The organism is Pseudomonas sp. KU43P (genome assembly GCF_033095865.1).
In the GTDB taxonomy this organism is placed as follows: Bacteria; Pseudomonadota; Gammaproteobacteria; order Pseudomonadales; family Pseudomonadaceae; genus Aquipseudomonas.
This window is the reverse complement of the sequence record NZ_AP019365.1, coordinates 894479-916605: the sequence shown is the minus strand read 5'-3', so window position 1 is coordinate 916605 and position 22127 is coordinate 894479. Positions and strand designations below refer to the sequence as shown.

Genomic DNA, 22127 nt, shown 5'->3' with positions numbered 1-22127 from the left:
ACGCAGCGGGCTGGCGCAGGGGTTTGGCAGGGTATTCAGCAGAATGATTGCCGAAACGGAATAGAAACGCCCCGGCAAGCCGGGGCGTTCTGGGAGGTCACACGGAGATGGCGCTAGATCATCAGCGAATGCCCGACTGGCGCAGCGCAGCAGGCTGGAAGTCGGCCTTGCTGGCACTGAAGCCGAAGTCGTAGGCACGCTTCTCTTCGTTCTTCATGCCCAGTGCCAGGTAACGACCAGACTGCAGGTCGTAGATGGCCTCCAGCGTGTACCACGGTACCTGCACGTTGTAGTAGTCCTGGGAGTGAGCCTCGGACACCCGCCACAGTTGGCCACGGCCGTCATACTGGTCGATCACCGCAGCCTGCCAGGTGTCCTCGTCGATGTAGAAGTCACGCTTGGCGTAGATGTGGCGCTGGCCCGGCTTGAGCGTCGCGACCACATGCCATACACGGCGCAGCTCGTAGCGGGTGAAGTCCTGGTTGATATGTCCAGCCTTGAGGATGTCAGAGTACTTGAGCTTCGGGTCATCGAGCTTGTAGGCGTTGGAGGCGATGTACATCTCCTTCTTGCCTTCGAGCTTCCAGTCGTAGCGATCAGGCGCGCCGTTGTACATGTCCAGGTTGTCCGAGGTACGCAGGCCATCTGCAGCGGTACCTGGCCCGTCATACGACACTTGCGGCGCCTGGCGCACCCGGCGCTGGCCAGCGTTGTAGATCCATGCCTTGCGCGGTTCCTTGACCTGGTCGAGGGTCTCGTGCACCAGCAACACGGTACCGGCCAAACGAGCCGGCGCGGTCACTTCCTGCTTGAAGTAGAAGAGGATATTGCCCGGGTTGTTCGGGTCATAATCCCTCATCTTGTCGCGGAACACGAACTGATCAGAGAAGTACACCAGGCTGTAGGAACCGTTCTGCTGTGGCGTTGCCTGGGTCACTAGGCGGCTGACGCTGCCGCCACGGTAGCGGGTAATGTGGTTCCAGATCACCTCCAGGCCGCTCTTGGGGATCGGAAACGGCACGGCGGTCTGGAAGTTGTTCAGGCCGTTGCCGCCCTCGACCAGCGTGGTCGCGGTGGCATTCTTCTTGATCGCGGCGAATACATCGTCAGGCACGGTGGCACCGCGATGGGTCTTGTACACCGGGATCTTGAAGGTGTCCGGGTAGCGCTTGAGCATCGCCATCTGGCCCGGAGACAGCTTGTCCTTGTACTGCTCGGCATTCTGCGCGGTGATGGTGAACAGCGGCTTCTCGCTGCCATAAGGGTCGGAGAGGAAGCCCTTGGCATCGACGCTGCCGGCGGTCTTCGACAGCGGCTGCCATGGGCCGATGGAGCCATCGGCGTTACCGGCCTTTTCCGCACCCATCGGGGTCAGGGTACTGCCCAGCTTGGCCGCTTCGTCGGCGGAAACTGCCGCCATGACGCTGCTCGCCAGCAGGGACAGGCCCAGCACACCGGCTTGCAGCAGACTTCTGGTCTTGTTCATGAGGTGTCGTCCTGGATCTGAGTGCTTAGAAGTTCACGCCGAAGCTGAGGGCGACGAAGTCGCGATCATCCACGGTGCTGTACTTGCCGTCGAAGAAGTTGGTGTACGACAGGCTGGCGGTGTAGGTCTGCTGGTACTCGGCATCAAGCCCCAGGCTGATGGCCTTGCGGCCCTCCTCGAAGTTGCCACCCGGGCCCGGCGAATAACCATCGACGTCATGCGACCAAGCCAGGCTCGGGCGCAGGTTCACACCGGCGAAGACGTTGTTGTAGTCCCAGATCGCGCGGATGCGATAGCCCCAGGAATCGGAAGTGGTGTAGCCATCGTTTTCGCAGTAGCGCGACACGTTGTTGGCGTCGGTGGTGCCCAGGGTACTGGAGTTGAGCGCCTCGCACTGGCCGGCCGGCAGCGGGCCCGGGCCGAACACCGGGTCACGCCCGTAACGCAGCTTGGAGGTGCTTTCCAGGCCCCCCACGTGGGTCCAGCCTACTTCGCCGACCATGGTCAACCGTTCCGCGCCCATGACCTGGTCGAAGAAGTGGGTGAACGTGGTCTGCAGCTGGGTGATTTCCTTGCGACGATAACCAGGCTGGTCGGCACCAGGGGTACCTTGCAGGACGGAGACGTTCGGGTTGAGCGGTGTCAGGCCCGAATAGAGGATATCGGTGGTATTCAACTGTACCGGGGCGTTTGGCCGATAGCTGATTTCACCACTCCAGGCGGTACCGGTAGGCAGCGTGGTCGAGAAGCTCAGGCCGTACAGGCGGATGTCTTCCGGGTATTCCACGTAGTAGCTGGAATTGCCTGCAACCTGCAACGGCATCAGGCTCGGCAACAGGCTTGCCAACGCTGAAGCCGGTACACCTGCCGCGACCAGCGCGCCAGCCAGGCCGTTGACGTTGTAGAACTGCGCGTCGGCACCGCGACCACTGAAGATGGGTGCACGGCTGTGGTAGTTCATGAAGTAGCCACCAAACTCGGTATTGAGTGGCTCGTACATGTAACGCAGCGCGACACCGAACTGGCCACTGTCCCTTGCATCGCGATCCGGACCACGGCGCACGATCACCCCTTCATCCGGGGAGCCGTAGCTCACACCTCGGGCGGCAAGTGTATTGGTAACAGGCGCCGCCAGCGGGCCAAGGCGGCTGGCCAGCGAATTCTGGGTGGCGAGCACTGCCAGGTTGTTGTTGCAGCCGTCGGCGATCACGTCAGGCTGGGAGAAGAACGTACCGCAGTTGTCGACGACCGTCTGGTCCCATTCGATCTGATAGAAAGCTTCTGCCGAGAGGTTGTCGGTGAGGCTTTGCGAAACGTAGAACATGTTGACCGGGATCAGGCCTTCCTTGATCTCGGCCCCGGGGCGGCGGAATGCAGAAACATCGATCGGGTTGATCGCGTTGATGCCCCCTCCGATGAAGGTACTCTCGCCCCAGCTCACGACCTGCTTGCCCAGGCGTACCGAGCCAGGCTGATCGCCGATCGCGTAGTTGTGGTAGACAAAGGCGTCGAGCATTTCGGCGCCGGACGACTTGGCGCCCTCCTTGCGGCCCGAATCGCTGATGTCCTTGAACTCGCGGTGCTCGTCCTTCAGCTCGAAGTCGTACCAGTACTTGCCCCGTACGAACACGCCGGTGTCACCGTACTTGAGTTCCAGGTCATGGATACCCTTGAAGATCTTCGAGAAGGTTTCGCCTTTCTTGAAGTTGAGGTGGCCGTCGTCGGAGGTTTGCGACAGGCCCTTGCCGCCATTGTTGACCCCGATCAGGTTCTTGTTCGGGTTGGCCGTCGACCAGCTTGCCCCGACCGAAAGCGACGAGTCGAACTGGCCTTCGATTTCACCGATGTTGAAACTGACCGCAAAAGCAGGACTTGCGAGCGTGGAAGCAAGGCTGACGGCCAAGGGCAGCTTGGCCCGGCGCCAGAACGTGTTTGCAGATGTCATCGACGCTACTCCATGTACTTTTTTGTTATGGCAGTGAGTCCTTTCAAGAACGGCCCGAGCGACCGGTATGCGGGCTTGCACCCGCGGCGACACGTGTTGCGCGTGTCGCCCTCCCCCATTCCTGAAAATCCCCTGGCCCCGACTATAGCCAGCAGGCACAGGTGCTTGATCCCTCTAAAGTGTGATTTGCGTGCTGCGGCGCGATTTCATCCTGAAGTTGCTCAGGGAGCGCGTTGGCAATGCTGAAGCATGGCGTATTTTTTCCGTTTGGCAAGGCGCCAGCCCCTCTAGCCTGCGGGTCGCGTCATGAGGCAGGCGACCCGCTTGAGGTTCAAACTGTCGACAGGAATGCGCTGTTGCTCGCCTGCCACTGGACGATGTCCTGGCGGATGCGCTTCTTGTCGAGCTTGCCGACACTGGTCTTGGGAATTTCAGTAACAACGGCGATCTGGCTGGGAATTGCCCATTTGTTGATATGCCCTTCCTCGACAAACGGCTTGAGGTGTTCCTTGAGCGCCTTGGCGTCGATGGACTGGCCGTCACGGGGTACCAACAGGGCGAACGGACGCTCGCCCCATTGCGGGTCGGCCACCCCCACCACGGCCACTTCACGCACAGCGGGGTGGCGGCTGATCAGGTCCTCGAGGTCGAGCGAGGAAATCCACTCGCCACCGGTCTTGATCACATCCTTGATGCGGTCGCGGATGTCGATGTAGCCCATGCCGTCCAGCGTGGCGACGTCACCGGTGTGCAACCAGCCCCCCTGCCACAGCTCCTCGCTCTTCTCCGGCTCCTTGAAGTAGCCCATGGTCAGCCAAGGCGCGCGCAGCACCAGCTCGCCCTGGGTTTCGCCATCGGCCGGGAGGAAATTGCCGTCGCCATCGACGATCGCTGCTTCCACCAAAGGCACCGGTACCCCGGCCTTGATCCGATAGGTGACGCGCTCGTCCTCGCTGCCCGCCTGCAGTTCATCGTTGATGTGCGCAGCGGAGATCAGCGGGCAGGTCTCGGACATGCCATAGGCCGCCGTCAGCTGGATGCCACGGGCCAGCGCGGCCTGGTACAGCGAGCGGTTGAGCGCGCTGCCGCCGATGATGATCTTCCAGCCGCCAAAGTGCTCGCCCTGGGAACTCGGGCAGTTGAGCAGCATCTGCAGGATGGTGGGTACGCAGTGGGAGAAGGTGACCTTCTCTTCGCGCCACAGCTTGATCAGCATGTCCGGCTCGTAGCGCCCGGGGTAGACCTGCTTCATGCCGAGCATGGTCGCCGCGTAGGGGATACCCCAGGCATGCACATGGAACATCGGCGTGATCGGCATGTAGACATCGTTGCTGCCCAGCAGGCGCACGCTGTCGATGCTGCCCGTGACCGAGGCCTCGGCAAGGGTGTGCAGCACCAGCTGGCGATGGGTGAAATACACCCCCTTCGGATTGCCGGTGGTGCCCGTGGTGTAGAACGTGGTGGCCACCGAGTTTTCGTCGAAATCCGGGAAGTCGTACTGCGGGCTGGCCGCAGCAAGCAGCTGTTCGTACTCGCCCACCAGGTTGGGCAGTTCGGCCGACTTGTTCTCGCCATCGGTCAGCAGCAGGGTCTTGTCGACCGTGGTCAGTTGCCCGGCGATGGCCTGGTAAAGGCCGACGAAGTCGCTATTGACCAGCACCACGCGGTCTTCGGCGTGGTTCATGGTGTAGAGGATCTGCTCGGGTGAAAGGCGCACGTTGATGGTATGCACCACCGCGCCGATCATCGGGATGGCAAACATGCATTCCAGGTAGCGGTGGCTGTCCCAGTCCATCACCGCCACAGTGTCGCCGGCCTTGACCCCGGCCTCGGTGAGCACGTTGGCCAGGCGGGCGATGCGTTCGTTGAGCTGTGGATAAGTCAGCCGGATCTGGTCGCGATAGACGATTTCGCGGGTCTTTTCGTAGCGGCTGCCGGACATCAGCAGGCGCTTGATCAACAGGGGGAACGAATAAGCGCCCTCGGCGGGCTTGATGATGCGGGTCTGCAGCATGGGTATCCCTTCTTGAAAAGCGAGCCGGACAAGTCAGGGAACAACTGTAGTTGGTCAATGTGACGACCAAATCAGCCGAAGGAATGATTTGGCGGCAGAAGGTATGAGTGGCATTGTGCGGGTTGACCCATCTTCGCCACTGCTACGGAGCCTCACCGATGCCAAGCCCGCGTCGCGCCGTGTTTCTCGACCACCAGTCCCTGGACCTCGGTGACCTCGACCTGTCCCCGCTGCACGATCAGTTCGACGAACTGCAACTGTTCGCGACGACCCGCACCGATCAGGTCGCCGAGCGCCTTCAAGGCGCCGCCGCGGTGGTCAGCAACAAGGTGATGCTCGACGCCGAGGCGCTGGCAGCCAACCCCCAGCTCAAGCTGATTCTGGTCGCTGCCACCGGCACCAACAATGTCGACATGGCGGCGGCGCGCGCTCAGGGTATCACCGTGTGCAACTGCCAAGGCTACGGCACGCCTTCGGTGGCCCAGCACACCCTCGCCCTGCTGCTGGCCCTGGCCACCCGCCTGTGCGACTACAACCAGGCCGTGGCAGACGGGCAATGGGCCAAGGCCAGTCAGTTCTGCCTGCTTGACTTCCCGATCATCGAGCTGGAGGGCAAGACCCTCGGCCTGCTCGGCCATGGTGAGCTGGGCGGCGCCGTCGCGCGGCTGGCCGAGGCCTTTGGCATGCGCGTGCTGAGCGGGCAGATCCCTGGCCGCCCGGCGCGCGATGATCGTCTGGCGCTGGATGAACTGCTGCCGCAGGTGGATGCTCTGACCCTGCACTGTCCCCTCAACGAGCACACCCGGCACATGATCGGCGCCCGCGAGCTGGCCTTGCTCAAGCCAGGTGCCCTGGTGGTCAACACCGCCCGCGGCGGCCTGATCGACGAACAGGCACTGGCGGACGCTCTGCGCGACGGCCACCTGGGCGGCGCTGCCACCGACGTGCTGAGCGTCGAGCCACCCACCCATGGCAACCCGCTGCTGGCTGCGGATGTTCCGCGCCTGATCATTACCCCACACAGTGCCTGGGGCGCAGTGGAGTCGCGCCAGCGCATCGTCGGCCAGCTCAGCGAGAACGCCCAGGCCTTCTTCGCCGGCCAGCCGCGCCGCGTGGTCAGCTGAGCGCAGCGGCCGGCTCTGCTACACTGCGCCACTTTTTTCAGGAGGCGTCGTCCATGGACCCGCGCAGTGAAGTGTTGCTCCGCCAGGCGGACCTGTTCCAGGGCCCGCTGCTGCTCGCCGGCGCCCCCGCCGACGGCCTGCTCGGCCAACTGCCCAAGGCCCACGGCTGGACCTGGCACGCCGGCGACCAGGCCATGCTCGACAGCCGCTTCGCCGGCCGCAGCCATCATGGTGTGGAGGTACCACCGGTGGCCTTCGAGGCGGCTGTGCTGTTCCTGCCCAAGTCCCGCGAACTGGCAGCCTACCTGCTCAACGCCCTGGCCTCGCGCCTGGGTGGCCGTGAGCTCTACCTGGTAGGGGAAAAGCGCGGCGGCATCGAAGGCGCGGCCAAGCAACTGCAGGCGTTCGGCAAGCCACGCAAACTCGACAGCGCACGCCACTGCCAGCTGTGGCAAGTGACCGTGGAACATGCCCCCGAAGCCAAGCCGCTGGAGAGCCTGGCCGAACGCTTCACGCTCGACCTCGAAGACGGGCCACTGCAGGTGATCAGCCTGCCTGGGGTATTCAGCCACGGCCGCCTCGACCGCGGCACGGCGCTGTTGCTCAAGCACCTGGACAACTTGCCGGTCGGCCACGTGCTGGACTTCGGCTGCGGCGCCGGCGTGCTTGGAGCAACGGTCAAGCGGCGTTATCCACAGAGCCAGGTGACCTTGCTGGATGTGGACGCCTTCGCCGTGGCCGCCAGTCGACTGACCCTGGCCGCCAACCAGCTCGAAGGGCATGTGGTGAGTGGTGACGGCATCGATGCCGCGCCTCGCGACCTGAGCCTTATCCTGAGCAATCCGCCATTCCATACCGGCGTGCACACCAACTACAACGCCTCGGAAAACCTGCTGAAAAAATCAGGCGAACATCTGCGAAAAGGTGGCGAAATACGCCTGGTAGCGAACAGCTTCCTGCGCTACCAACCGCTGATCGAAAGCACGCTGGGCAACTGCCAGACCTGCGCCGAAGCCGATGGATTCCGTATCTACCGAGCAATACGCGGATAAAAACAGGGCTTGCCGAAACGGTTTCGACTAGGCAGAATCCGCACCGTCCTAGGGGAGTAGTCTCCCGCGAGCGCCCTGCTCGCCCGGCACGCGTCAACACACTTGGCCCACAGGCCATGGCGCGTGCGACCCACGATCTGCGCAGACAGGTCCAGGGTTTGACAAGACCTATGACACGCACACCTTACCCGGGGCGGGGAGGCTGTACGTGTCATAGCCGTGTCGACCCGCCCCCGTAGGAATCCTGATGCTGGAATCTCTGTTGGTCCCCACCGCGATCGTCGCCTTGGCCGAAATCGGCGACAAGACGCAATTGCTCGCGCTCATCCTCGCTGCCCGTTTCCGCAAGCCTTGGCCGATCATCGCCGGCATCATCGCCGCCACCCTGGCCAACCATGCCGCCGCTGGCGCGGTAGGGGCCTGGGTCAGTGGGTTTTTCACGGAGACGACATTGCACTGGATCCTTGCCGCAAGCTTCACTGCGACGGCGCTGTGGACTCTGGTACCGGACAAGATGGATGACGACGAGAACCCGGCACGCCGCTTCGGCCCGTTCCTCACCACGCTGATCGCGTTCTTCCTGGCCGAGATCGGCGACAAGACCCAGGTCGCCACGGTAATGCTGGCAGCTCAGTATCCGCACCTGATCATGGTCATCATCGGTACCACCCTGGGCATGCTGATTGCCAACGTGCCGGTGGTGCTGGCGGGTAACTTTGCAGCGGAGAAACTGCCGCTGACACTGATTCGCCGCCTGGCGGCTGCGGCTTTCATCGTACTGGCGGTCGTGGCCGTGTACTCGGCGATGAAGACCAGTGGATGGGTGGGGTAACTGTAATTTAGGGCCGCTCTGCGGCCCATCGCCGGCAAGCCGGCTCCCACAGGATACTGGGTCAACCCCGGCCCTGTAGGAGCCGGCTTGCCGGCGATGGGCTGCAAAGCAGCCCCAAGGCGAACTTACTTCTTGGCGGCTTCGTACAACGGCATCACCTTGGGAATCGCTGCCTGCAGCGAGGCGATCCGGCTTTCCGATGCAGGGTGAGTGCTCATGAACTCAGGCGGCGCACCTTCGGAAGCCTTGCTCATCTTGTTCCACAAGGTGATCGCGGCATTCGGGTCGTAGCCGGCACGCGCCGACAGCTCCAGGCCAATCAGGTCGGCTTCGTTCTCGTTGGCGCGGCTGTTGGGTAGGGTCATGGCGTAGTTCACGACCTGGTCTGCCAGGGCGATGCTGCTCTGGCCAAGGCCAAACAGTGCACCGGCACCTTGACGGGCCATTTCAACGCCATAGGCCTTGGACATCGCCTCACGGCTGTGCTCACGCAGGGCGTGGGCAATTTCGTGGCCGACCACCGCGGCAATCTCGGCATCGGTCAGCTTGAGCTGGTCGATCAGGCCGGTGTAGACGATGATCTTGCCGCCTGGGCCGCAGTTGGCGTTGAGCTCGTCGCTCTTGATCACATTGACCTCCCACTGCCACTGCGCGGCATCCGGGCGGAACTTGGGCGCCTGGGCAATCAGCCGATTGGCGATGGCCTGCACGCGCTTGGCGTCGGCACTGGACTTGTCCAGCACGCCCTTGCTCGACGCCTCGCCGAGGGTCTGCTGGTACGACTGGGCGTACATCTGGTTGACCTCATCGGTCGAGAGCATGCTGAACATGTACTGCTTGCGTTCGACGCCGACAGCGCCGCCGCTGGTGGTATTCACTGCCTGGCAGCCGGCCAGCAGGATGCCAGCACTCAACAGGCTGACGACAAAAGACTTACGCATGAAAACACTCCCTTTTTACATGCGCCGTATCCTAGGCCGAGTCGCCTGGGCCCGCCATAGCCGCAGGGAAGATTTCTTTTTCGGTACCGGGCCCTTCGCGGGGCCATTACAGCCACTGCATCAGGCCGGGGTCAGGCACTCCGGGGCATCCAACTTGGGATCATTGACGAAATTCGCCAGTGCCCGCTCACGCAGCGTAGCCGCTGGGCTGGCCAACAATTCCTGCAATCGCGGCAACGGCGTTTCAGGGTCGAGCCAGGCCGCCTGCCCCGCTTCATCAAGGATCAATGGCCGCCGCTGATTCATCGCCGCCTGGGTCACCACCGCACAACTCAACCACACCTGATCCTGTACCGGATAGGCTTCCCACACCGCAGCGAAATACAGCGATGAGCCCTCTCCAGGCGTCAGCCAGTACGGCCGCTTGCGCACCGTGCCACGCCACTCGTAGAAGCCGTTGGCCGGCATCAGGCAGCGCCGCTGCCGAAACGCTTCGCGGAACATCGGCTGTTCGGCCAGGGTTTCGGCGCGAGCATGGGCGGGGGTACGGGAAAGGTCGGTCAGCCAGGCCGGCGTCAACCCCCAGCGCGCCTTGGCCACTTGCATCTGGCCATCGAGCTGACGCTGGATCAGCACCGAGGCTCCGGGCGAGATATTCCACTGCGCCGGCTGGCCGGCAGGGAAACCTGGCAACCCGGCGAGCGGCTGGGGCCAGCGAAACAGGGCGTAGCGTCCACACATGGGCGAATTCAGAACCTAGCAGATCAAGGTACCGGGATAACTCTCCGGTTCGTCGCCGGCAAGCGGCTGGGCGCCATTGTACGCATCGATGAGCTGCCGTGCGTAACCGGCCTGTTCATTGGGCACCGCCAACCCAAGCAACCCCTGAAGCGGCAGCTCACCCACACCACCCATCAGGTCGCGACCGACCAGGTGCACTTCGATGCCTTCGCTGGCCAGCATGCCGACCAGCATTTCTGCCTCAAGAAGGCTTTCCGGCTCGTAGATCCGCTGCATCAAGCATCGTCCTCACGTCTGACTTCCAGCATCCATTCGTCATCATGCACCTGCAGGATGAACACCACAGGCTGGCAACAAACCTGACAATCTTCGGTGTAGACCTGATCGCCAGCGGAAAGGTCGACGGTAGTCTCTACCCGTTCGCCACAATAGGGGCAATCATAGAAGTCAGTTTCCAGCATCGCGGCCTCCGCAGTGACTTATGCGTATAATTGCCGGTCTGTTTACAGGGCCTGCGTGTGTCCGAGCCGTTTTTCGGGCCCCATCCCTACCTTATTACCCTAGCCGTTTCCAACAAGAGAGCATGATGGGCGAATTCGATGCCATCCGACCGTACGACGATGCTGAGGTCCCTGCCGTTCTGGCACGCCTGCTCAGCGACCCGGCATTCCTCGATATCCTCACCCACTTCCGCTTCCCGCGCGCCGCTGGCGCCCTTGGCTGGCTGCTCAAGCCGCTGATCGCCCGGCGCCTGCGCAAGGAATTCGCCGGTGTCACCTGCGTGTCCACACTGCAGGACAAGGTCGAGTACTACGTCGATCAGACCATCGAGCGCGCCACCGACGGCGTCACCTATTCCGGCGTCGAACAGCTCAAGTCGGGGACGGCCTATCTGTTCCTGGCCAACCACCGCGACATCGTCATGGACCCGGCCTTCGTCAACTATGCGGTGTACCACGCGGGCCTGCCCACGCCGCGCATCGCCATCGGCGACAACCTGCTGCAGAAGCCGTTCGTCAGCGACATGATGCGCCTGAACAAGAGCTTCATCGTTCACCGCTCGATCACCGGGCGCCGTGAAAAGCTCGCGGCCTACCAGCTGCTGTCGGCGTACATCAACCATTCGATCCGCAATGACGGGGCTTCGATCTGGATCGCCCAGGCGGAAGGGCGCGCCAAAGACGGTGACGACCGCACCGATTCGGCGATCCTCAAGATGTTCCACATGAGCCGCAAGGACGAGCCCTTCGGCGCGGTGATCCAGGGCCTGAACCTGATTCCGGTGTCGATCAGCTACGAATACGACCCTTGCGACCAGGCCAAGGCGCGCGAGCTGTACATCCGCGCCACGACCGGCACCTACAAGAAGGCAGCGGGCGAAGACGACAACAGCATCGCCAAGGGCATTACCGGATACAAAGGCCGCGTGCACATCAACTTCGCCGCGCCGGTTACCGAGTACTACGAAGATACCAAACAGCTGGCCCAGGAAATCGATCGGCAGATCCTCGGCGGTTACCGGCTGTTCCCGGTGCACTACCTGGCCTATGCGATGTGGAGCGAGAAGGACGAGGCACTGCAGGTGCCAAGCGCCGAGAAGGTGTTCCCGGCCGAAGAGCTGGCGAAAGCCAAGGAGCAATGGCAGAGCCGCCTGGACGCTTGCCCTGAGGAGCAGCGGCCGTATCTGGTGCTGCAGTATGCAACGCCGGTGCGCAACCAGTATCAGGTCAGGCAACAGGCGCCGGTGGCCTGACCTGTCGGGGGCTGCTCATGTCCCTGTGGGAGCCGGCTTGCCGGCGATGGGGCCGCCAAGCGGCCCCGATGTATCAGATCCAGGTACTGAACCAAGACACCAGCAAGGCCATCGCCAGGCAGGAAAACCCGAGGATGTAGTAATAGCGCGGCACCCGCTGGTCGAACGCATCCACCACCCCATCCTCCACGGCCAGGCTTTCACGGCTGACAGCCTCGCGGCGCCGCGCACTTTGCAGCAGCAACCCGCCCGGGCAGGTCATCAGCAGCGCCAGCAGATTGATCAGCTTGGTCGGGTGGGCGGCCAGGAACCCCCAGAGCACTTGCAAGGACATCACGCAACCTCGGATATAACGACAGCGAAGGCCGGCATTCTACCGAAGTCCACCCGCAGCGCCCGGCCTTGGCGACCAACTGTCACTAAATTTCATCTGTCACATGCTCGTCATCAGAACAGGCCACCCTGTCGGCCTCTTCTCATGACGGAGCTAGTCCATGCTGCACGCCGAAAACCAGGATCGCCTCTACCTCGTGGCCCAGAGCGATGAGCAGCAGGCGCTGATCGACGGCTTCGCCATCAATGTCCAGGACCGCCAGTGGCTGGTCTACTGCGCCCTGGGGGGGCATGTGCATCAGGACTTGCCGGAAGTGGACATGCTCACAGGCGTCAGCGTGCTGGACTTTCATATCGAAGCGGCTTGAGGCCTCACCGATGCTGCCCGGGAAGTGGCCGGTGCAGACAAACAAAAAAGCCCGCTGCCTGAAACCAGGCAGCGGGCTTTTCAATTCAATGAACGAATGCTTACTCGCCCAGCACCTGACCGATGGTCGGGTCCTTGAACAGGCGGGTCAAGGCATCGCTCAGTACATCACCCACCAGCTTGGTGTTGGTTTCCTGGTTCGGCGCCATGCCGAAACGCTGGTCCAGCGAAGCACCATAACGGCCGCTGTAACGGCGGTTGGCGTTGGAGACGTCGGCACGGAAGGTGGCGCCAATGGTGGCCTCGGTCACGTACAGGTTGTCTTTCGGCGACTGATACTTCAGCTCGGCCAGGGTCACGGTCAGCTGCGGCGCGTTGTAGGCGTTGGGCGTTGGGGTAAAGCCCAGCAGGCGCACGGCGGCCTCTGCCTGGGCCTGCAGCTTGGGCACGACATCGTTGCCACTCACGCTGATGGTGCTGGTTTCAGGGTACATGCCACCCCGGGTGCCCAGCGACTGCGAAGCCCGGCCATCGACCACCTTGACCACTACCGGCTGGCCGTGGCCGACCGGTGCGAGCTGGGCATTGAGCTTGGGTTGCGGGCTGAGTTGTTGCGGGCTGTGGGCACAACCGACCAGGCTGAGGCTGGCCACGGCGATCAAACCGAACAACAGACGTTGCAACATGCGCGTTTCTCCAGAAAATGCGGCAAAGGCCCACAGTATACCTAGCCAGGGGCTGACCAGTCATCGGCCGGCCCGCTTGTCACAATCGTTTCATGGCACCCACGTTATCCTTGCGCCAAGCCCTGATGCACAGCACTCGCTGCCATGGCCTCGTTTTGCACGCTGTTCTTCAAACGCCCGCGCGACAGCTGCTATGCCCGCCTCGACGAACAGGGCAGATGCCTGGCATTCAAGCAATGCAACCAGCCGCCAGGGGGGCACTGGATAGGTGCAGATCGACGAAATCCATCTGCGCTGGCTGGGCCGCCGAAGCCCGGCTTTGCGCCCATGCAAGCCGCCGGTGGCAGCAACGCAGCCTGCCGGCCTGACAAACGCTGCAATAAAAAGCACGATTAACGACCTTTCTGCCCGCGACATCGCTATAATCTCCCCCCGATTATAAGGACGTCTCCTGATCGGGCCCCGCACCTGCCGCTTGACCCCGGCACCTTCACCGCCCAGCCCACAGAGAGCCTTCCACTCAGGTCTTGCATCGGCTGTCGTGCCTGCTTTCTGGCCCTTCGCACTGCATGAACCTGTGGGTTGCCATCGCGCAGTCCCCTTTTGAGGTTCACGACTCCAAAAGAGCGTGAAAAAACGGTTTTTCACAACTTCACGAGAGTGTGGCGAGCAATGAACAGTCTGGCATGTGCAAAAGCGGCAGATGTGTCCCGAACAGCCCTGAACAGGCGGCTGAAACACTCATTTTCTCTGGGTGATTGAGGCCGTTCCATAGCGCACGCACGACACCTTGACCATAAGTCGAATTGCCGCACCCGCGGCTGCGGGGTTCAATACTCGAACCCAAAGACTGATTGGCGGTGTCCGCGGAAGTTGCAAGAACTGCGAAGAGTCGGACATGGCGATCCTGGTGACCCTGGGGTCCTATGCTGTCAATTAGGTAGCTGTAGATTGTGGAGACGCGTTAAATGGCGCAGAACGAATCGGTTGATGTGGTACTGGTAGGCGCGGGCATCATGAGTGCCACCCTGGCCGTACTGCTCAAGGAGCTTGACCCGACCCTGAAGCTTGAGGTCGTCGAGGCGATGGACTCCGGGGCCGCGGAAAGCTCCAACCCCTGGAACAACGCAGGTACCGGCCACGCCGGCCTGTGCGAGCTGAACTACACGCCACAGGCCGCCGATGGCAGCATCGACATCAAGAAGGCCGTGCACATCAATACCCAGTTCGAGGTCTCGCGCCAGTTCTGGGCCTACCTGAGCAGGAAAGGCAACTTCGGCTCGGCCCGTGCCTTCATCAACCCTGTCCCGCACCTGAGCTACGTCGAAGGTGACAAGGGTGTCTCCTTCCTCAAGAAGCGTTTCGAGCTGCTCAAGCAGCACCACGCCTTCGCCGAGATGGAATACACCGAAGACAAGGCCGTGATGAAGGACTGGATGCCGCTGATGATGCCCGGCCGCCCGGCCGATCAGCACATCGCAGCCACCCGCGTGACCAAAGGCACCGACGTCAACTTTGGTGCCTTGACCAACAAGCTGCTCAAGCTGCTGGGCGACTCGCCGGACGCGCAGGTCAAGTACAGCAAGAAGGTCGTCGGACTGCGCCGTAACGGCAAAGGCTGGACCGTCAGCATCAAGGACGTCAACAGCGGCGGCAGCCGTGAAGTCGACGCCCGCTTCGTGTTCCTCGGCGCTGGCGGCGCGGCTCTGCCGCTGCTGCAGCTGTCGGGTATCCCGGAGAGCAAAGGTTTCGGCGGCTTCCCGGTCAGCGGCCAGTGGCTGCGTTGCGACAACCCGGAAATCGTCAAGCAGCACCAGGCCAAGGTCTACAGCCAGGCCGCGGTCGGTGCGCCACCGATGTCGGTACCGCACCTGGACACCCGCGTGGTGGACGGCAAGACCTCGCTGCTGTTCGGCCCGTACGCCGGCTTCACCACCAAGTTCCTCAAGCACGGTTCGTTGATGGACCTCCCGCTGTCGGTGCGCATGGGCAACATCGGCCCGATGCTGGCCGTGGCCCGCGACAACATGGACCTGACCAAGTACCTGGTCAGCGAAGTGATGCAGTCGATGGAACAGCGCCTGGAGTCGCTGCGTCGCTTCTACCCGCAGGCCAAGGCAGAAGACTGGCGCCTGGAAGTGGCTGGCCAACGTGTGCAGATCATCAAGAAAGACCCGAAAAAAGGCGGCATCCTGCAGTTCGGCACCGAGCTGGTCTCGGCCCAGGACGGCAGCCTGGCAGCATTGCTCGGCGCTTCGCCGGGAGCTTCGGTGACCGTGTCGATCATGCTCGAGCTGATCGAACGCTGCTTCCCCGAGCAGGCCAAGGGTGCATGGGCTGCCAAGCTCAAGGAGATCTTCCCGGCTCGCGAGAAGACCCTGGCCACCGATGCAGCGCTGTACCGCAAGATCAGCGCCGAAAACGATGTGGCGCTGGAACTGGTGGAGGACAGCCCGGCCAAGCATTACGCCTGAACCGGCTGAAACGAAAAAACGCCCCTCGGGGCGTTTTTTTGTGCCTGTACTTCGTCGGCCTCATCGCCGGCAAGCCGGCTCCCACAGGTACAGCACAGATCTCAAGAACCGAGGTGTACCTGTGGGAGGGGCTTGCCGGCGATAGGCCGGTGCAGGCTAGATCAGCCGCGGGCCTTGTCGATGATCTCGATGTACTCGGGCGCATTGCGCTGGTCAGCGATCTGCTCGACGAAGGTCTTGCCGTGCTCGTCCTTGCCATCGAGGTCAAAACCGGCCGCGACGAAGAAGCCGACGAAACGCTCGAAGTCATCGACACGCAGGCCACGGTAGGCCTTGACCAGCTTGTGCAGCGACGGCGAGGTCAGGCCATCGGCCGGCTCGAACTGGAGGAACGTCTTGACGTAGTCATCGCTGATCTCGTCACCAATCACCTGCTTCTTGTCTTTGCGCATTGCCGGCTCCAACTGGACCATCACGGGATTTTCGAAGGCCGGCAGTGTACCCCCCACAGGCGGCGCCCCTCAACGCGTACGTACGGTACCGGTGTGCAGGTCGGCCCAGACATGGCCATTGGCATAGGTGAGGAACTGCACGTACACGGTCTCGTTGCGCAGCAGGTCCATGATCACTCGGTAATCACTGACCGGGTAGTTGAGGCTCAAGGTGCGGGTCTTGTCGTCGTATACCGGCTTCTTCAGGCTCTTGCCCGCTTCGCCATCGAAGGTGAGCAACACCTGGCCGATGGTCGCGCCCTTGCTCAGCGGCTTGCCCTTCAGGCGCATCTGCAGCGAGGCGGTAATCGGAATGGGCTGCTGGTCGGACTGGCGCTGGGCACCGACTACCACCGAATAATCGGTCACCTGCAGCAGCTGCTGGGCGGTGGGCGCTTCCTGGCGCAGGGCCTGGTCATCGGGCGGGAGAAACTGGCTGTGCAGGGGGGCGGCGGCGAGGGGCAGGCTCACCGCCAGCAGCAGGGGAAGAATCGCACGCATGTGAGGCTCCTTGGCATGAAGGCGCACTCTAGCACGCGACCCGAGCGCGCAATCAATCGAACTGCGCGATCATCCAGGCGTGGTACTCGGCCATACCCGCTTCGCCTTCACGAGGCGCCCATTGAGCCTGCTCATCCTCGGCCAACGGCATGTAGGGCCCTGCCTTGCAGTCGAACAACACACTGTCGGGCTCCAGCACCACCACCGAATGGTAGACACGAGGCGGCAGGTCCACGCCGATACAGTCACCTCCAGCCTGGAGGACTCGCTTGTCGATGACTGCACCCTGATCGTCGAATACCAGCAGCCCCAGCCGCCCCTTCAGTGCCAGCAAGGTTTCAGCCTTGTCCTCACTGAGGTGCCGGTGCGGCGCAACATAGGTCGACGGCTGCAACCCGACGGCCATGCGATGGAAGGGCTCTTGGGCGTCATGAAAGCTGTGGTGAAAACGCCCACGCGGCGATTCGGCCGCTTTTTGCGCCAGTCCGGCAAACAGAGATCGATCAATGTACGCGGGCTGGCTCATGGTCATAGTCCCTTGACGGCGAAGATGCCGTTTGCGTTACGCCAGTAACCTTTATAGTCCATGCCATAACCGAAGATGTAGCGGTCCACGCAGGGCAGCCCGACGTAGCTGGCCTTCAGATCAGGGCTGGCCTTGCGGTCGTGATCCTTGTCGATCAGCACGGCGGTATGCACCGAACGGGCGCCGGCGTGCTTGCAGAATTCGATGATGGCACTGAGGGTGTGGCCTTCGTCGAGAATGTCATCGACGATCAGCACATCGCGGTCGATGAACGACACTTCAGGCTTGGCCTTCCAGAACAACTCACCACCGCTGGTCTGGTTGCGGTAGCGGGTGGCGTGCAGGTACGAGGCCTCCAGCGGGAACTGCAGGTGGGTCAGCAGTTTGCCAGCGAAGATCAGGCCGCCGTTCATGACGCAGAACACCACCGGGTTCTTGTCGTGCAGATCCTTGCAGATCTGTTCGCCCACTTTGGCAATGGCCGCTTCCACTTCGGCTTCGTTGTACAGGCAGTCTGCCTCGCGCATGACTTGACGGATGTGCTCGAGATCAGCGGACATGGCGCTCTCCGGGGGTGCATTTTGGAAAAGCGGGCAAAGGTACGCATCCGCTCGTCACAGATCAAGCATTTATGGACTAACGTGCAAAAGGACTGCACGACAGCAAAGGCTGAATAGATTAATCTAGCGCGGTTTTTTTGCCCGCCTTTCGGAGCCCCCCTATGCCCACTCGTGAGATCCGCCATCCGCTGATCCGCCACAAGCTCGGCCTGATGCGCCGTGCCGACATCAGCACCAAGAATTTTCGCGAACTCGCCCAGGAAGTCGGCGCCCTTCTGACCTATGAAGCCACCCAGGACCTGCCCCTCGAAAGCTACGAGATCGACGGCTGGTGTGGCAAGGTTCAGGTGGAAAAAATCGCCGGCAAGAAGATTACCGTGGTACCGATTCTGCGGGCAGGCATCGGCATGCTCGACGGCGTGCTCAGCCTGATCCCTGGCGCCAAGGTCAGTGCCGTCGGCGTTGCCCGCAACGAGGAAACCCTCGAAGCCCACACCTACCTGGAAAAGCTCGCGCCGGACATCAACCAGCGCCTGGCCCTGATCATCGACCCGATGCTGGCCACCGGTGGTTCGATGGTCGCCACCATCGAGCTGCTGAAGAAGGCAGGCTGCAAGGAAATCCGCGCGATGGTCCTGGTTGCGGCGCCTGAAGGCATCGAGGTGGTGGAAAAAGCCCACCCGGACGTGCGCATCTACACCGCGTCGATCGACGAGCGCCTGAACGAGCACGGCTATATCGTGCCAGGCCTGGGTGATGCCGGTGACAAGATCTTCGGCACCAAGCAGAAGGACGCCTGACCATGCAGGACGGCTTCAACGACCCGCTCTGGCGCCAGGTCGTTTCGGGCGCGCAGATGCTCTTCGTGGCATTTGGCGCGCTGGTGCTGATGCCGCTGATCACCGGCCTCGATCCGAACGTGGCACTGTTCACTGCCGGCATCGGCACCCTGCTGTTCCAGCTGGTCACCGGCCGTCAGGTGCCGGTGTTCCTGGCCTCGAGCTTTGCGTTCATCACCCCGATCATTCTCGCCAAGGGCCAGTTCGGCCTGGCCGAGACCATGGGCGGCGTGATGGCTGCAGGCTTCGTGTACACCTTCATGGGGCTGATGGTGAAGATCAAGGGCACCGGTTTCATCGACCGCATGCTGCCACCCGTGGTCATCGGCCCGGTGATCATCTCCATCGGCCTGGCCATGGCACCGATCGCTGCCAACATGGCGATGGGCAAAGACGGTGACGGCGCGGTGCTGATGCCGTACAAGACGGCCATGCTGATTTCCATGCCGGCGCTGCTCACTACCCTGATCGTTGCTGTCTTCGGCAAAGGCATCTTCCGCCTGGTGCCGATCATCTCGGGCGTGCTGGTCGGTTTTGCCCTGTCGTTCGCCTTCGGCGTGGTGGATACCGCCAAGATCGCCGATGCGCCTTGGCTGGAGCTGCCCAACTTCACTGCGCCGGCGTTCAACTGGCAGGCCATCCTGTTCATCGTCCCGGTTGCCCTGGCACCGGCGATCGAGCATATCGGCGGGGTGATTGCAGTCGGCAGCGTGACCGGCCGTGACTACCTGAAAAAGCCCGGCCTGCATCGCACCCTGCTGGGTGACGGCCTGGCCACCACTGCCGCCGGCCTGTTCGGTGGCCCGCCCAACACCACCTATGCCGAAGTGACCGGCGCGGTGATGCTGACCAAGAACTACAACCCGAAGATCATGACCTGGGCGGCGATCTTCGCCATCACCCTGGCGTTCATCGGCAAGTTCGGTGCGCTGCTGCAGAGCATTCCAGTACCGGTCATGGGCGGCATTCTGTGCCTGCTGTTCGGTTCGATCGCAGCGGTAGGCATGAACACCATGATCCGCCACAAGGTAGACCTGGCCGAAGCCCGCAACCTGGTGATCGTTTCGGTGACCCTGGTGTTCGGCATTGGCGGTGTGCTGATCGGCAGCGGCGACGGCCCGGACGATTGGGGCCTCAAGGGCATTGCCCTGTGCGCCATCGTGGCCATTGCGCTGAACCTGATCCTACCGGGCAATGACAGCTGGAAGCACAAGAAGCTGGATGATCAGTTGCCTTGAGGTAACTGGGCTTCAGTCTTGCAGAGCCCGCGCGGGCCCTATCGCCGGCAAGCCGGCTCCCACAGGTTCTGCACAGTCCTTGAAATGTGGGAGCCGGCTTGCCGGCGATAGGGCCGCCTCAAGATCAGACCTTTTCGCACATCCCCGCCAGCACCCTCACCCACTGCGGATGATCATTCAGGCACGGCACCAGCACCAGCTCCTCGCCCCCTGCCTCGATGAACTGCTCCTTCCCCCGGTCGCCAATCTCCTCGAGCGTCTCGATGCAGTCCGCCACGAACGCCGGGCACATCACCAGCAGCTTCTTCACCCCAGCCTTGCCCAGTTCGTCCAGGCGCGTTTCGGTATAGGGCTCGATCCACTTGGCCCGCCCCAGGCGTGACTGGAACGACACCGACCACTTGCCATCCGGTATGCCCATCTTCGTCGCAAAGGCCTTGGCAGTCGCCAGGCATTGGCCGCGGTAGCACACCGCGCGCATCTCGGCGCTGGCGTCCTTGCAGCAGTCCGCAGCCTGGAAATCATGCTTGCCGGTTGGGTCGAGCTTCTTCAGGTGCCGCTCCGGCAAGCCATGGAAGCTCAGCAGCAGGTGATCGTAGTCCTGCTGCAGATACGGCCTGGCACTAGCGGCCAACGCCTCGATGTATTCGGGGTGATCGTAGAACGGTTGCAGCACACGCATCTGCAGCGGCAGTTGGCGTTCGGCAATCACCTGCTTTGCCTGCGCCACCACCGTGGTCACCGTGCTGTCGGCGAACTGTGGATAAAGCGGTGCCAGGGTGACCTTGCGTACACCTTGGGCAGCGAGGCGCGCGAGCACCTCCGGCAACGCCGGTTCGCCATAGCGCATGGCGACTTCCACCGGGCCATGGGGCCAATGTTCGACCATCGCCGCCTGCAGACGACGGGTCAGTACCACCAACGGCGACCCTTCGTCCCACCAGATCGAGGCATAGGCATGCGCGGACTGCTCCGGGCGCTTGACCAGGATCAGCGACACCAGCAGACGCCGAACCGGCCAGGGCAGGTCGATCACGTAAGGGTCCATCAGGAACTGGTTGAGGTAACGGCGCACATCGGCCACCGAGGTGGAGGCCGGGGAACCCAGGTTGACCAGCAGCAGGGCGTGATCGGTCATGCAGCGTCCTATGTCAGAGGCGGCTGGACAGGCTGTCCAGGGCCGATTGCAGATCGTTGAAGCGGAAGGTGAAGCCTGCTGCCAACAAGCGTACCGGGCGCGCCCGCTGGCCGCCGAGCAACAGCGTCGACAGCTCGCCAAGCCCCGCCTTGAGCAGCAGCCCAGGCATGGGCATGAACACCGGGCGATGCAGGGCGCGGCCCAGGCGCTTGGCGAACTCGCGGTTGCGCACCGGCTCTGGCGCGCAGGCATTATAAGGACCGCTGGCATCCTTGTGGTGCAAGAGAAAATCAATCAGGGCGACCTGGTCGTCTATATGAACCCAGGGCATCCACTGCCGCCCATCGCCCAAGGGCCCACCCAGCCCCAGCTTGAACGGCAGGCGCAGGCGCGACAAAAAGCCGCCATCGCTGGCCAGGACCAACCCGGTACGCACCAGCACCACGCGAATACCAAAGCCTTGCGCGCGCTGGGCAGTTTCCTCCCAGGCGATGCACAACTGGCTGGCAAAATCTTCCCGCACGGGCTGCGATGCCTCGGTCAGCTCACGCTCGCCACCATCGCCGTACCAACCCACGGCGGAACCGGAAACCAGCACGTGCGGTCGCTGCTCACGGCTTTCCAGCCAGGCCAGCAACTGTTCGGTGAGGGTAATGCGACTGGCCCATAGCAACTGGCGACGAGCCGCCGTCCAGGGCCTGTCTGCAATGGGTGCACCCGCCAGGTTGATAACGGCATCGACCGGGTCGTCCGCTGCCAGCTCCTGCAATTGCGCAATGCCCCGCACGCCCCTGCCACACAAGCGTGGCACCTGTTCAGGGCGCCGACTCCACACACTGATCCGATGGCCCTGGCCGAGCCAGAACTGGCACAGGTGCTGGCCAATCAAGCCGGTACCGCCTGTCAGCAATATATGCATGGCTGTGTCCTCGCAGAGTGCGGCGATGGTCTATTTTTAACAACAAGGCACTTTTTTAACCAAACGCTCTCGGATAAACATAGGCCAAGCTGCCCTATAAGCGGAATAACCTTATACAAACATTGTGCATTGTACAGGTTTGCCTGACAGCGTAGTCTGCGTACAGC

At 62.4% G+C, this 22127-nt stretch carries 23 protein-coding genes, 1 pseudogene and 1 riboswitch; of the genes and pseudogenes, 9 read left to right on the top strand and 15 right to left on the bottom strand.

The genetic code is table 11. From position 1 onward, the window contains the following. Positions 1-121 precede the first annotated feature (121 nt). From KU43P_RS04170 to KU43P_RS04160, 3 genes are all read right to left on the bottom strand, one after another. A complete protein-coding gene (locus KU43P_RS04170; protein WP_317661179.1) occupies positions 122-1486 on the bottom strand; it encodes a DUF1329 domain-containing protein in 1365 nt (454 codons plus the stop codon). A 25-nt stretch (positions 1487-1511) separates the two neighbouring features. Then, positions 1512-3431: a DUF1302 domain-containing protein gene (locus KU43P_RS04165; RefSeq protein ID WP_317661178.1), complete on the bottom strand. Its 1920-nt coding sequence runs from the start codon at positions 3429-3431 to the stop codon at positions 1512-1514. Between the two features lie 331 nt (positions 3432-3762). Continuing rightward, complete coding sequence (locus tag KU43P_RS04160) at positions 3763-5445, bottom strand: fatty acid--CoA ligase (protein WP_317661177.1); 1683 nt, start codon at positions 5443-5445, stop codon at positions 3763-3765. Between the two features lie 158 nt (positions 5446-5603). Here KU43P_RS04160 and KU43P_RS04155 point away from each other — a divergent pair, with 158 nt between their 5' ends. From KU43P_RS04155 to KU43P_RS04145, 3 genes are all read left to right on the top strand, one after another. Next, entirely contained in the window at positions 5604-6569 is a 966-nt protein-coding gene (locus tag KU43P_RS04155; RefSeq protein ID WP_317661176.1) for a 2-hydroxyacid dehydrogenase, read from the top strand. 53 nt (positions 6570-6622) lie between these two features. After that, positions 6623-7621: a class I SAM-dependent methyltransferase gene (locus KU43P_RS04150; protein ID WP_317661175.1), complete on the top strand. Its 999-nt coding sequence runs from the start codon at positions 6623-6625 to the stop codon at positions 7619-7621. 39 nt (positions 7622-7660) lie between these two features. Beyond that, a riboswitch (yybP-ykoY riboswitch) is annotated at positions 7661-7780 on the top strand. Between the two features lie 91 nt (positions 7781-7871). Further along, a complete protein-coding gene (locus KU43P_RS04145; protein WP_176516900.1) occupies positions 7872-8453 on the top strand; it encodes a TMEM165/GDT1 family protein in 582 nt (193 codons plus the stop codon). 125 nt (positions 8454-8578) lie between these two features. Here the strand turns inward: KU43P_RS04145 and KU43P_RS04140 are convergent, their stop codons facing one another. From KU43P_RS04140 to KU43P_RS04125, 4 genes are all read right to left on the bottom strand, one after another. Continuing rightward, entirely contained in the window at positions 8579-9394 is an 816-nt protein-coding gene (locus KU43P_RS04140) for a M48 family metallopeptidase (RefSeq protein ID WP_317661174.1), read from the bottom strand. 120 nt (positions 9395-9514) lie between these two features. Further along, positions 9515-10135, bottom strand: coding sequence for an SOS response-associated peptidase (locus KU43P_RS04135; RefSeq protein ID WP_317661173.1), 621 nt, complete (start codon positions 10133-10135; stop codon positions 9515-9517). A 15-nt stretch (positions 10136-10150) separates the two neighbouring features. Further along, the gene (locus tag KU43P_RS04130) at positions 10151-10411 is read right to left on the bottom strand and encodes a putative signal transducing protein (RefSeq protein WP_317661172.1); all 261 of its coding nucleotides are present in this window, start codon (positions 10409-10411) and stop codon (positions 10151-10153) included. After that, complete coding sequence (locus tag KU43P_RS04125; RefSeq protein WP_317661171.1) at positions 10411-10596, bottom strand: CPXCG motif-containing cysteine-rich protein; 186 nt, start codon at positions 10594-10596, stop codon at positions 10411-10413. The genes KU43P_RS04130 and KU43P_RS04125 overlap by 1 nt, the downstream gene beginning before the upstream one ends. A gap of 125 nt (positions 10597-10721) precedes the next feature. Between KU43P_RS04125 and KU43P_RS04120 the strand changes: the two genes are divergently transcribed. Continuing rightward, entirely contained in the window at positions 10722-11888 is a 1167-nt protein-coding gene (locus KU43P_RS04120; RefSeq protein ID WP_317661170.1) for a 1-acyl-sn-glycerol-3-phosphate acyltransferase, read from the top strand. A 73-nt stretch (positions 11889-11961) separates the two neighbouring features. Here the strand turns inward: KU43P_RS04120 and KU43P_RS04115 are convergent, their stop codons facing one another. Further along, positions 11962-12222: a hypothetical protein gene (locus tag KU43P_RS04115; RefSeq protein ID WP_317661169.1), complete on the bottom strand. Its 261-nt coding sequence runs from the start codon at positions 12220-12222 to the stop codon at positions 11962-11964. 160 nt (positions 12223-12382) lie between these two features. On the opposite strand from KU43P_RS04115, the gene KU43P_RS04110 reads away from it, so the two are divergent. Beyond that, complete coding sequence (locus KU43P_RS04110; RefSeq protein ID WP_317661168.1) at positions 12383-12589, top strand: hypothetical protein; 207 nt, start codon at positions 12383-12385, stop codon at positions 12587-12589. Between the two features lie 100 nt (positions 12590-12689). On the opposite strand, the gene KU43P_RS04105 is transcribed toward KU43P_RS04110, so the two are convergent. Next, a complete protein-coding gene (locus KU43P_RS04105) occupies positions 12690-13274 on the bottom strand; it encodes a YajG family lipoprotein (RefSeq protein WP_317661167.1) in 585 nt (194 codons plus the stop codon). Positions 13275-13418: 144 nt separating this feature from the next. Between KU43P_RS04105 and KU43P_RS04100 the strand changes: the two are divergent. Then, positions 13419-13642, top strand: a pseudogene (locus tag KU43P_RS04100) (hypothetical protein). 600 nt (positions 13643-14242) lie between these two features. After that, entirely contained in the window at positions 14243-15748 is a 1506-nt protein-coding gene (gene mqo / locus KU43P_RS04095; RefSeq protein WP_317661166.1) for a malate dehydrogenase (quinone), read from the top strand. 161 nt (positions 15749-15909) lie between these two features. Here the strand turns inward: mqo and KU43P_RS04090 are convergent, their stop codons facing one another. The 4 genes from KU43P_RS04090 to KU43P_RS04075 all read right to left on the bottom strand — a co-directional run bounded on the left by KU43P_RS04090 (position 15910) and on the right by KU43P_RS04075 (position 17826). Then, positions 15910-16200, bottom strand: coding sequence for a PA4642 family protein (locus KU43P_RS04090; RefSeq protein ID WP_317661165.1), 291 nt, complete (start codon positions 16198-16200; stop codon positions 15910-15912). A gap of 69 nt (positions 16201-16269) precedes the next feature. Further along, complete coding sequence (locus KU43P_RS04085; RefSeq protein WP_317661164.1) at positions 16270-16740, bottom strand: hypothetical protein; 471 nt, start codon at positions 16738-16740, stop codon at positions 16270-16272. Between the two features lie 52 nt (positions 16741-16792). Then, positions 16793-17266, bottom strand: a complete 474-nt coding sequence (locus tag KU43P_RS04080; protein WP_317661163.1) for a WbuC family cupin fold metalloprotein — start codon at positions 17264-17266, stop codon at positions 16793-16795. Positions 17267-17268: 2 nt separating this feature from the next. Next, a complete protein-coding gene (locus KU43P_RS04075) occupies positions 17269-17826 on the bottom strand; it encodes a hypoxanthine-guanine phosphoribosyltransferase (RefSeq protein ID WP_217886500.1) in 558 nt (185 codons plus the stop codon). 161 nt (positions 17827-17987) lie between these two features. Between KU43P_RS04075 and upp the strand changes: the two genes are divergently transcribed. Both upp and KU43P_RS04065 read left to right on the top strand, forming a co-directional pair. After that, entirely contained in the window at positions 17988-18626 is a 639-nt protein-coding gene (gene upp, locus KU43P_RS04070; protein ID WP_317661162.1) for a uracil phosphoribosyltransferase, read from the top strand. 2 nt (positions 18627-18628) lie between these two features. Then, the gene (locus KU43P_RS04065; protein ID WP_317661161.1) at positions 18629-19903 is read left to right on the top strand and encodes a uracil-xanthine permease family protein; all 1275 of its coding nucleotides are present in this window, start codon (positions 18629-18631) and stop codon (positions 19901-19903) included. Positions 19904-20027: 124 nt separating this feature from the next. Here the strand turns inward: KU43P_RS04065 and hemH are convergent, their stop codons facing one another. Both hemH and KU43P_RS04055 read right to left on the bottom strand, forming a co-directional pair. After that, complete coding sequence (hemH, locus tag KU43P_RS04060; protein WP_317661160.1) at positions 20028-21041, bottom strand: ferrochelatase; 1014 nt, start codon at positions 21039-21041, stop codon at positions 20028-20030. Between the two features lie 13 nt (positions 21042-21054). Further along, positions 21055-21960, bottom strand: a complete 906-nt coding sequence (locus KU43P_RS04055; RefSeq protein ID WP_317661159.1) for a TIGR01777 family oxidoreductase — start codon at positions 21958-21960, stop codon at positions 21055-21057. Between the last annotated feature and the right edge of the window lie 167 nt (positions 21961-22127).

Bases quoted from the DNA above. Each gene is read 5' to 3' on its own strand.
- KU43P_RS04170 (WP_317661179.1), bottom strand. From the start codon at position 1,486: ATGAACAAGACCAGAAGTCTGCTGCAAGCCGGTGTGCTGGGCCTGTCC.
- KU43P_RS04165 (WP_317661178.1), bottom strand. From the start codon at position 3,431: ATGACATCTGCAAACACGTTCTGGCGCCGGGCCAAGCTGCCCTTGGCC.
- KU43P_RS04160 (WP_317661177.1), bottom strand. From the start codon at position 5,445: ATGCTGCAGACCCGCATCATCAAGCCCGCCGAGGGCGCTTATTCGTTC.
- KU43P_RS04155 (WP_317661176.1), top strand. From the start codon at position 5,604: ATGCCAAGCCCGCGTCGCGCCGTGTTTCTCGACCACCAGTCCCTGGAC.
- KU43P_RS04150 (WP_317661175.1), top strand. From the start codon at position 6,623: ATGGACCCGCGCAGTGAAGTGTTGCTCCGCCAGGCGGACCTGTTCCAG.
- KU43P_RS04140 (WP_317661174.1), bottom strand. From the start codon at position 9,394: ATGCGTAAGTCTTTTGTCGTCAGCCTGTTGAGTGCTGGCATCCTGCTG.
- KU43P_RS04135 (WP_317661173.1), bottom strand. From the start codon at position 10,135: ATGTGTGGACGCTACGCCCTGTTTCGCTGGCCCCAGCCGCTCGCCGGG.
- KU43P_RS04130 (WP_317661172.1), bottom strand. From the start codon at position 10,411: ATGCAGCGGATCTACGAGCCGGAAAGCCTTCTTGAGGCAGAAATGCTG.
- KU43P_RS04125 (WP_317661171.1), bottom strand. From the start codon at position 10,596: ATGCTGGAAACTGACTTCTATGATTGCCCCTATTGTGGCGAACGGGTA.
- KU43P_RS04120 (WP_317661170.1), top strand. From the start codon at position 10,722: ATGGGCGAATTCGATGCCATCCGACCGTACGACGATGCTGAGGTCCCT.
- KU43P_RS04115 (WP_317661169.1), bottom strand. From the start codon at position 12,222: ATGTCCTTGCAAGTGCTCTGGGGGTTCCTGGCCGCCCACCCGACCAAG.
- KU43P_RS04110 (WP_317661168.1), top strand. From the start codon at position 12,383: ATGCTGCACGCCGAAAACCAGGATCGCCTCTACCTCGTGGCCCAGAGC.
- KU43P_RS04105 (WP_317661167.1), bottom strand. From the start codon at position 13,274: ATGTTGCAACGTCTGTTGTTCGGTTTGATCGCCGTGGCCAGCCTCAGC.
- mqo (WP_317661166.1), top strand. From the start codon at position 14,243: ATGGCGCAGAACGAATCGGTTGATGTGGTACTGGTAGGCGCGGGCATC.
- KU43P_RS04090 (WP_317661165.1), bottom strand. From the start codon at position 16,200: ATGCGCAAAGACAAGAAGCAGGTGATTGGTGACGAGATCAGCGATGAC.
- KU43P_RS04085 (WP_317661164.1), bottom strand. From the start codon at position 16,740: ATGCGTGCGATTCTTCCCCTGCTGCTGGCGGTGAGCCTGCCCCTCGCC.
- KU43P_RS04080 (WP_317661163.1), bottom strand. From the start codon at position 17,266: ATGAGCCAGCCCGCGTACATTGATCGATCTCTGTTTGCCGGACTGGCG.
- KU43P_RS04075 (WP_217886500.1), bottom strand. From the start codon at position 17,826: ATGTCCGCTGATCTCGAGCACATCCGTCAAGTCATGCGCGAGGCAGAC.
- upp (WP_317661162.1), top strand. From the start codon at position 17,988: ATGCCCACTCGTGAGATCCGCCATCCGCTGATCCGCCACAAGCTCGGC.
- KU43P_RS04065 (WP_317661161.1), top strand. From the start codon at position 18,629: ATGCAGGACGGCTTCAACGACCCGCTCTGGCGCCAGGTCGTTTCGGGC.
- hemH (WP_317661160.1), bottom strand. From the start codon at position 21,041: ATGACCGATCACGCCCTGCTGCTGGTCAACCTGGGTTCCCCGGCCTCC.
- KU43P_RS04055 (WP_317661159.1), bottom strand. From the start codon at position 21,960: ATGCATATATTGCTGACAGGCGGTACCGGCTTGATTGGCCAGCACCTG.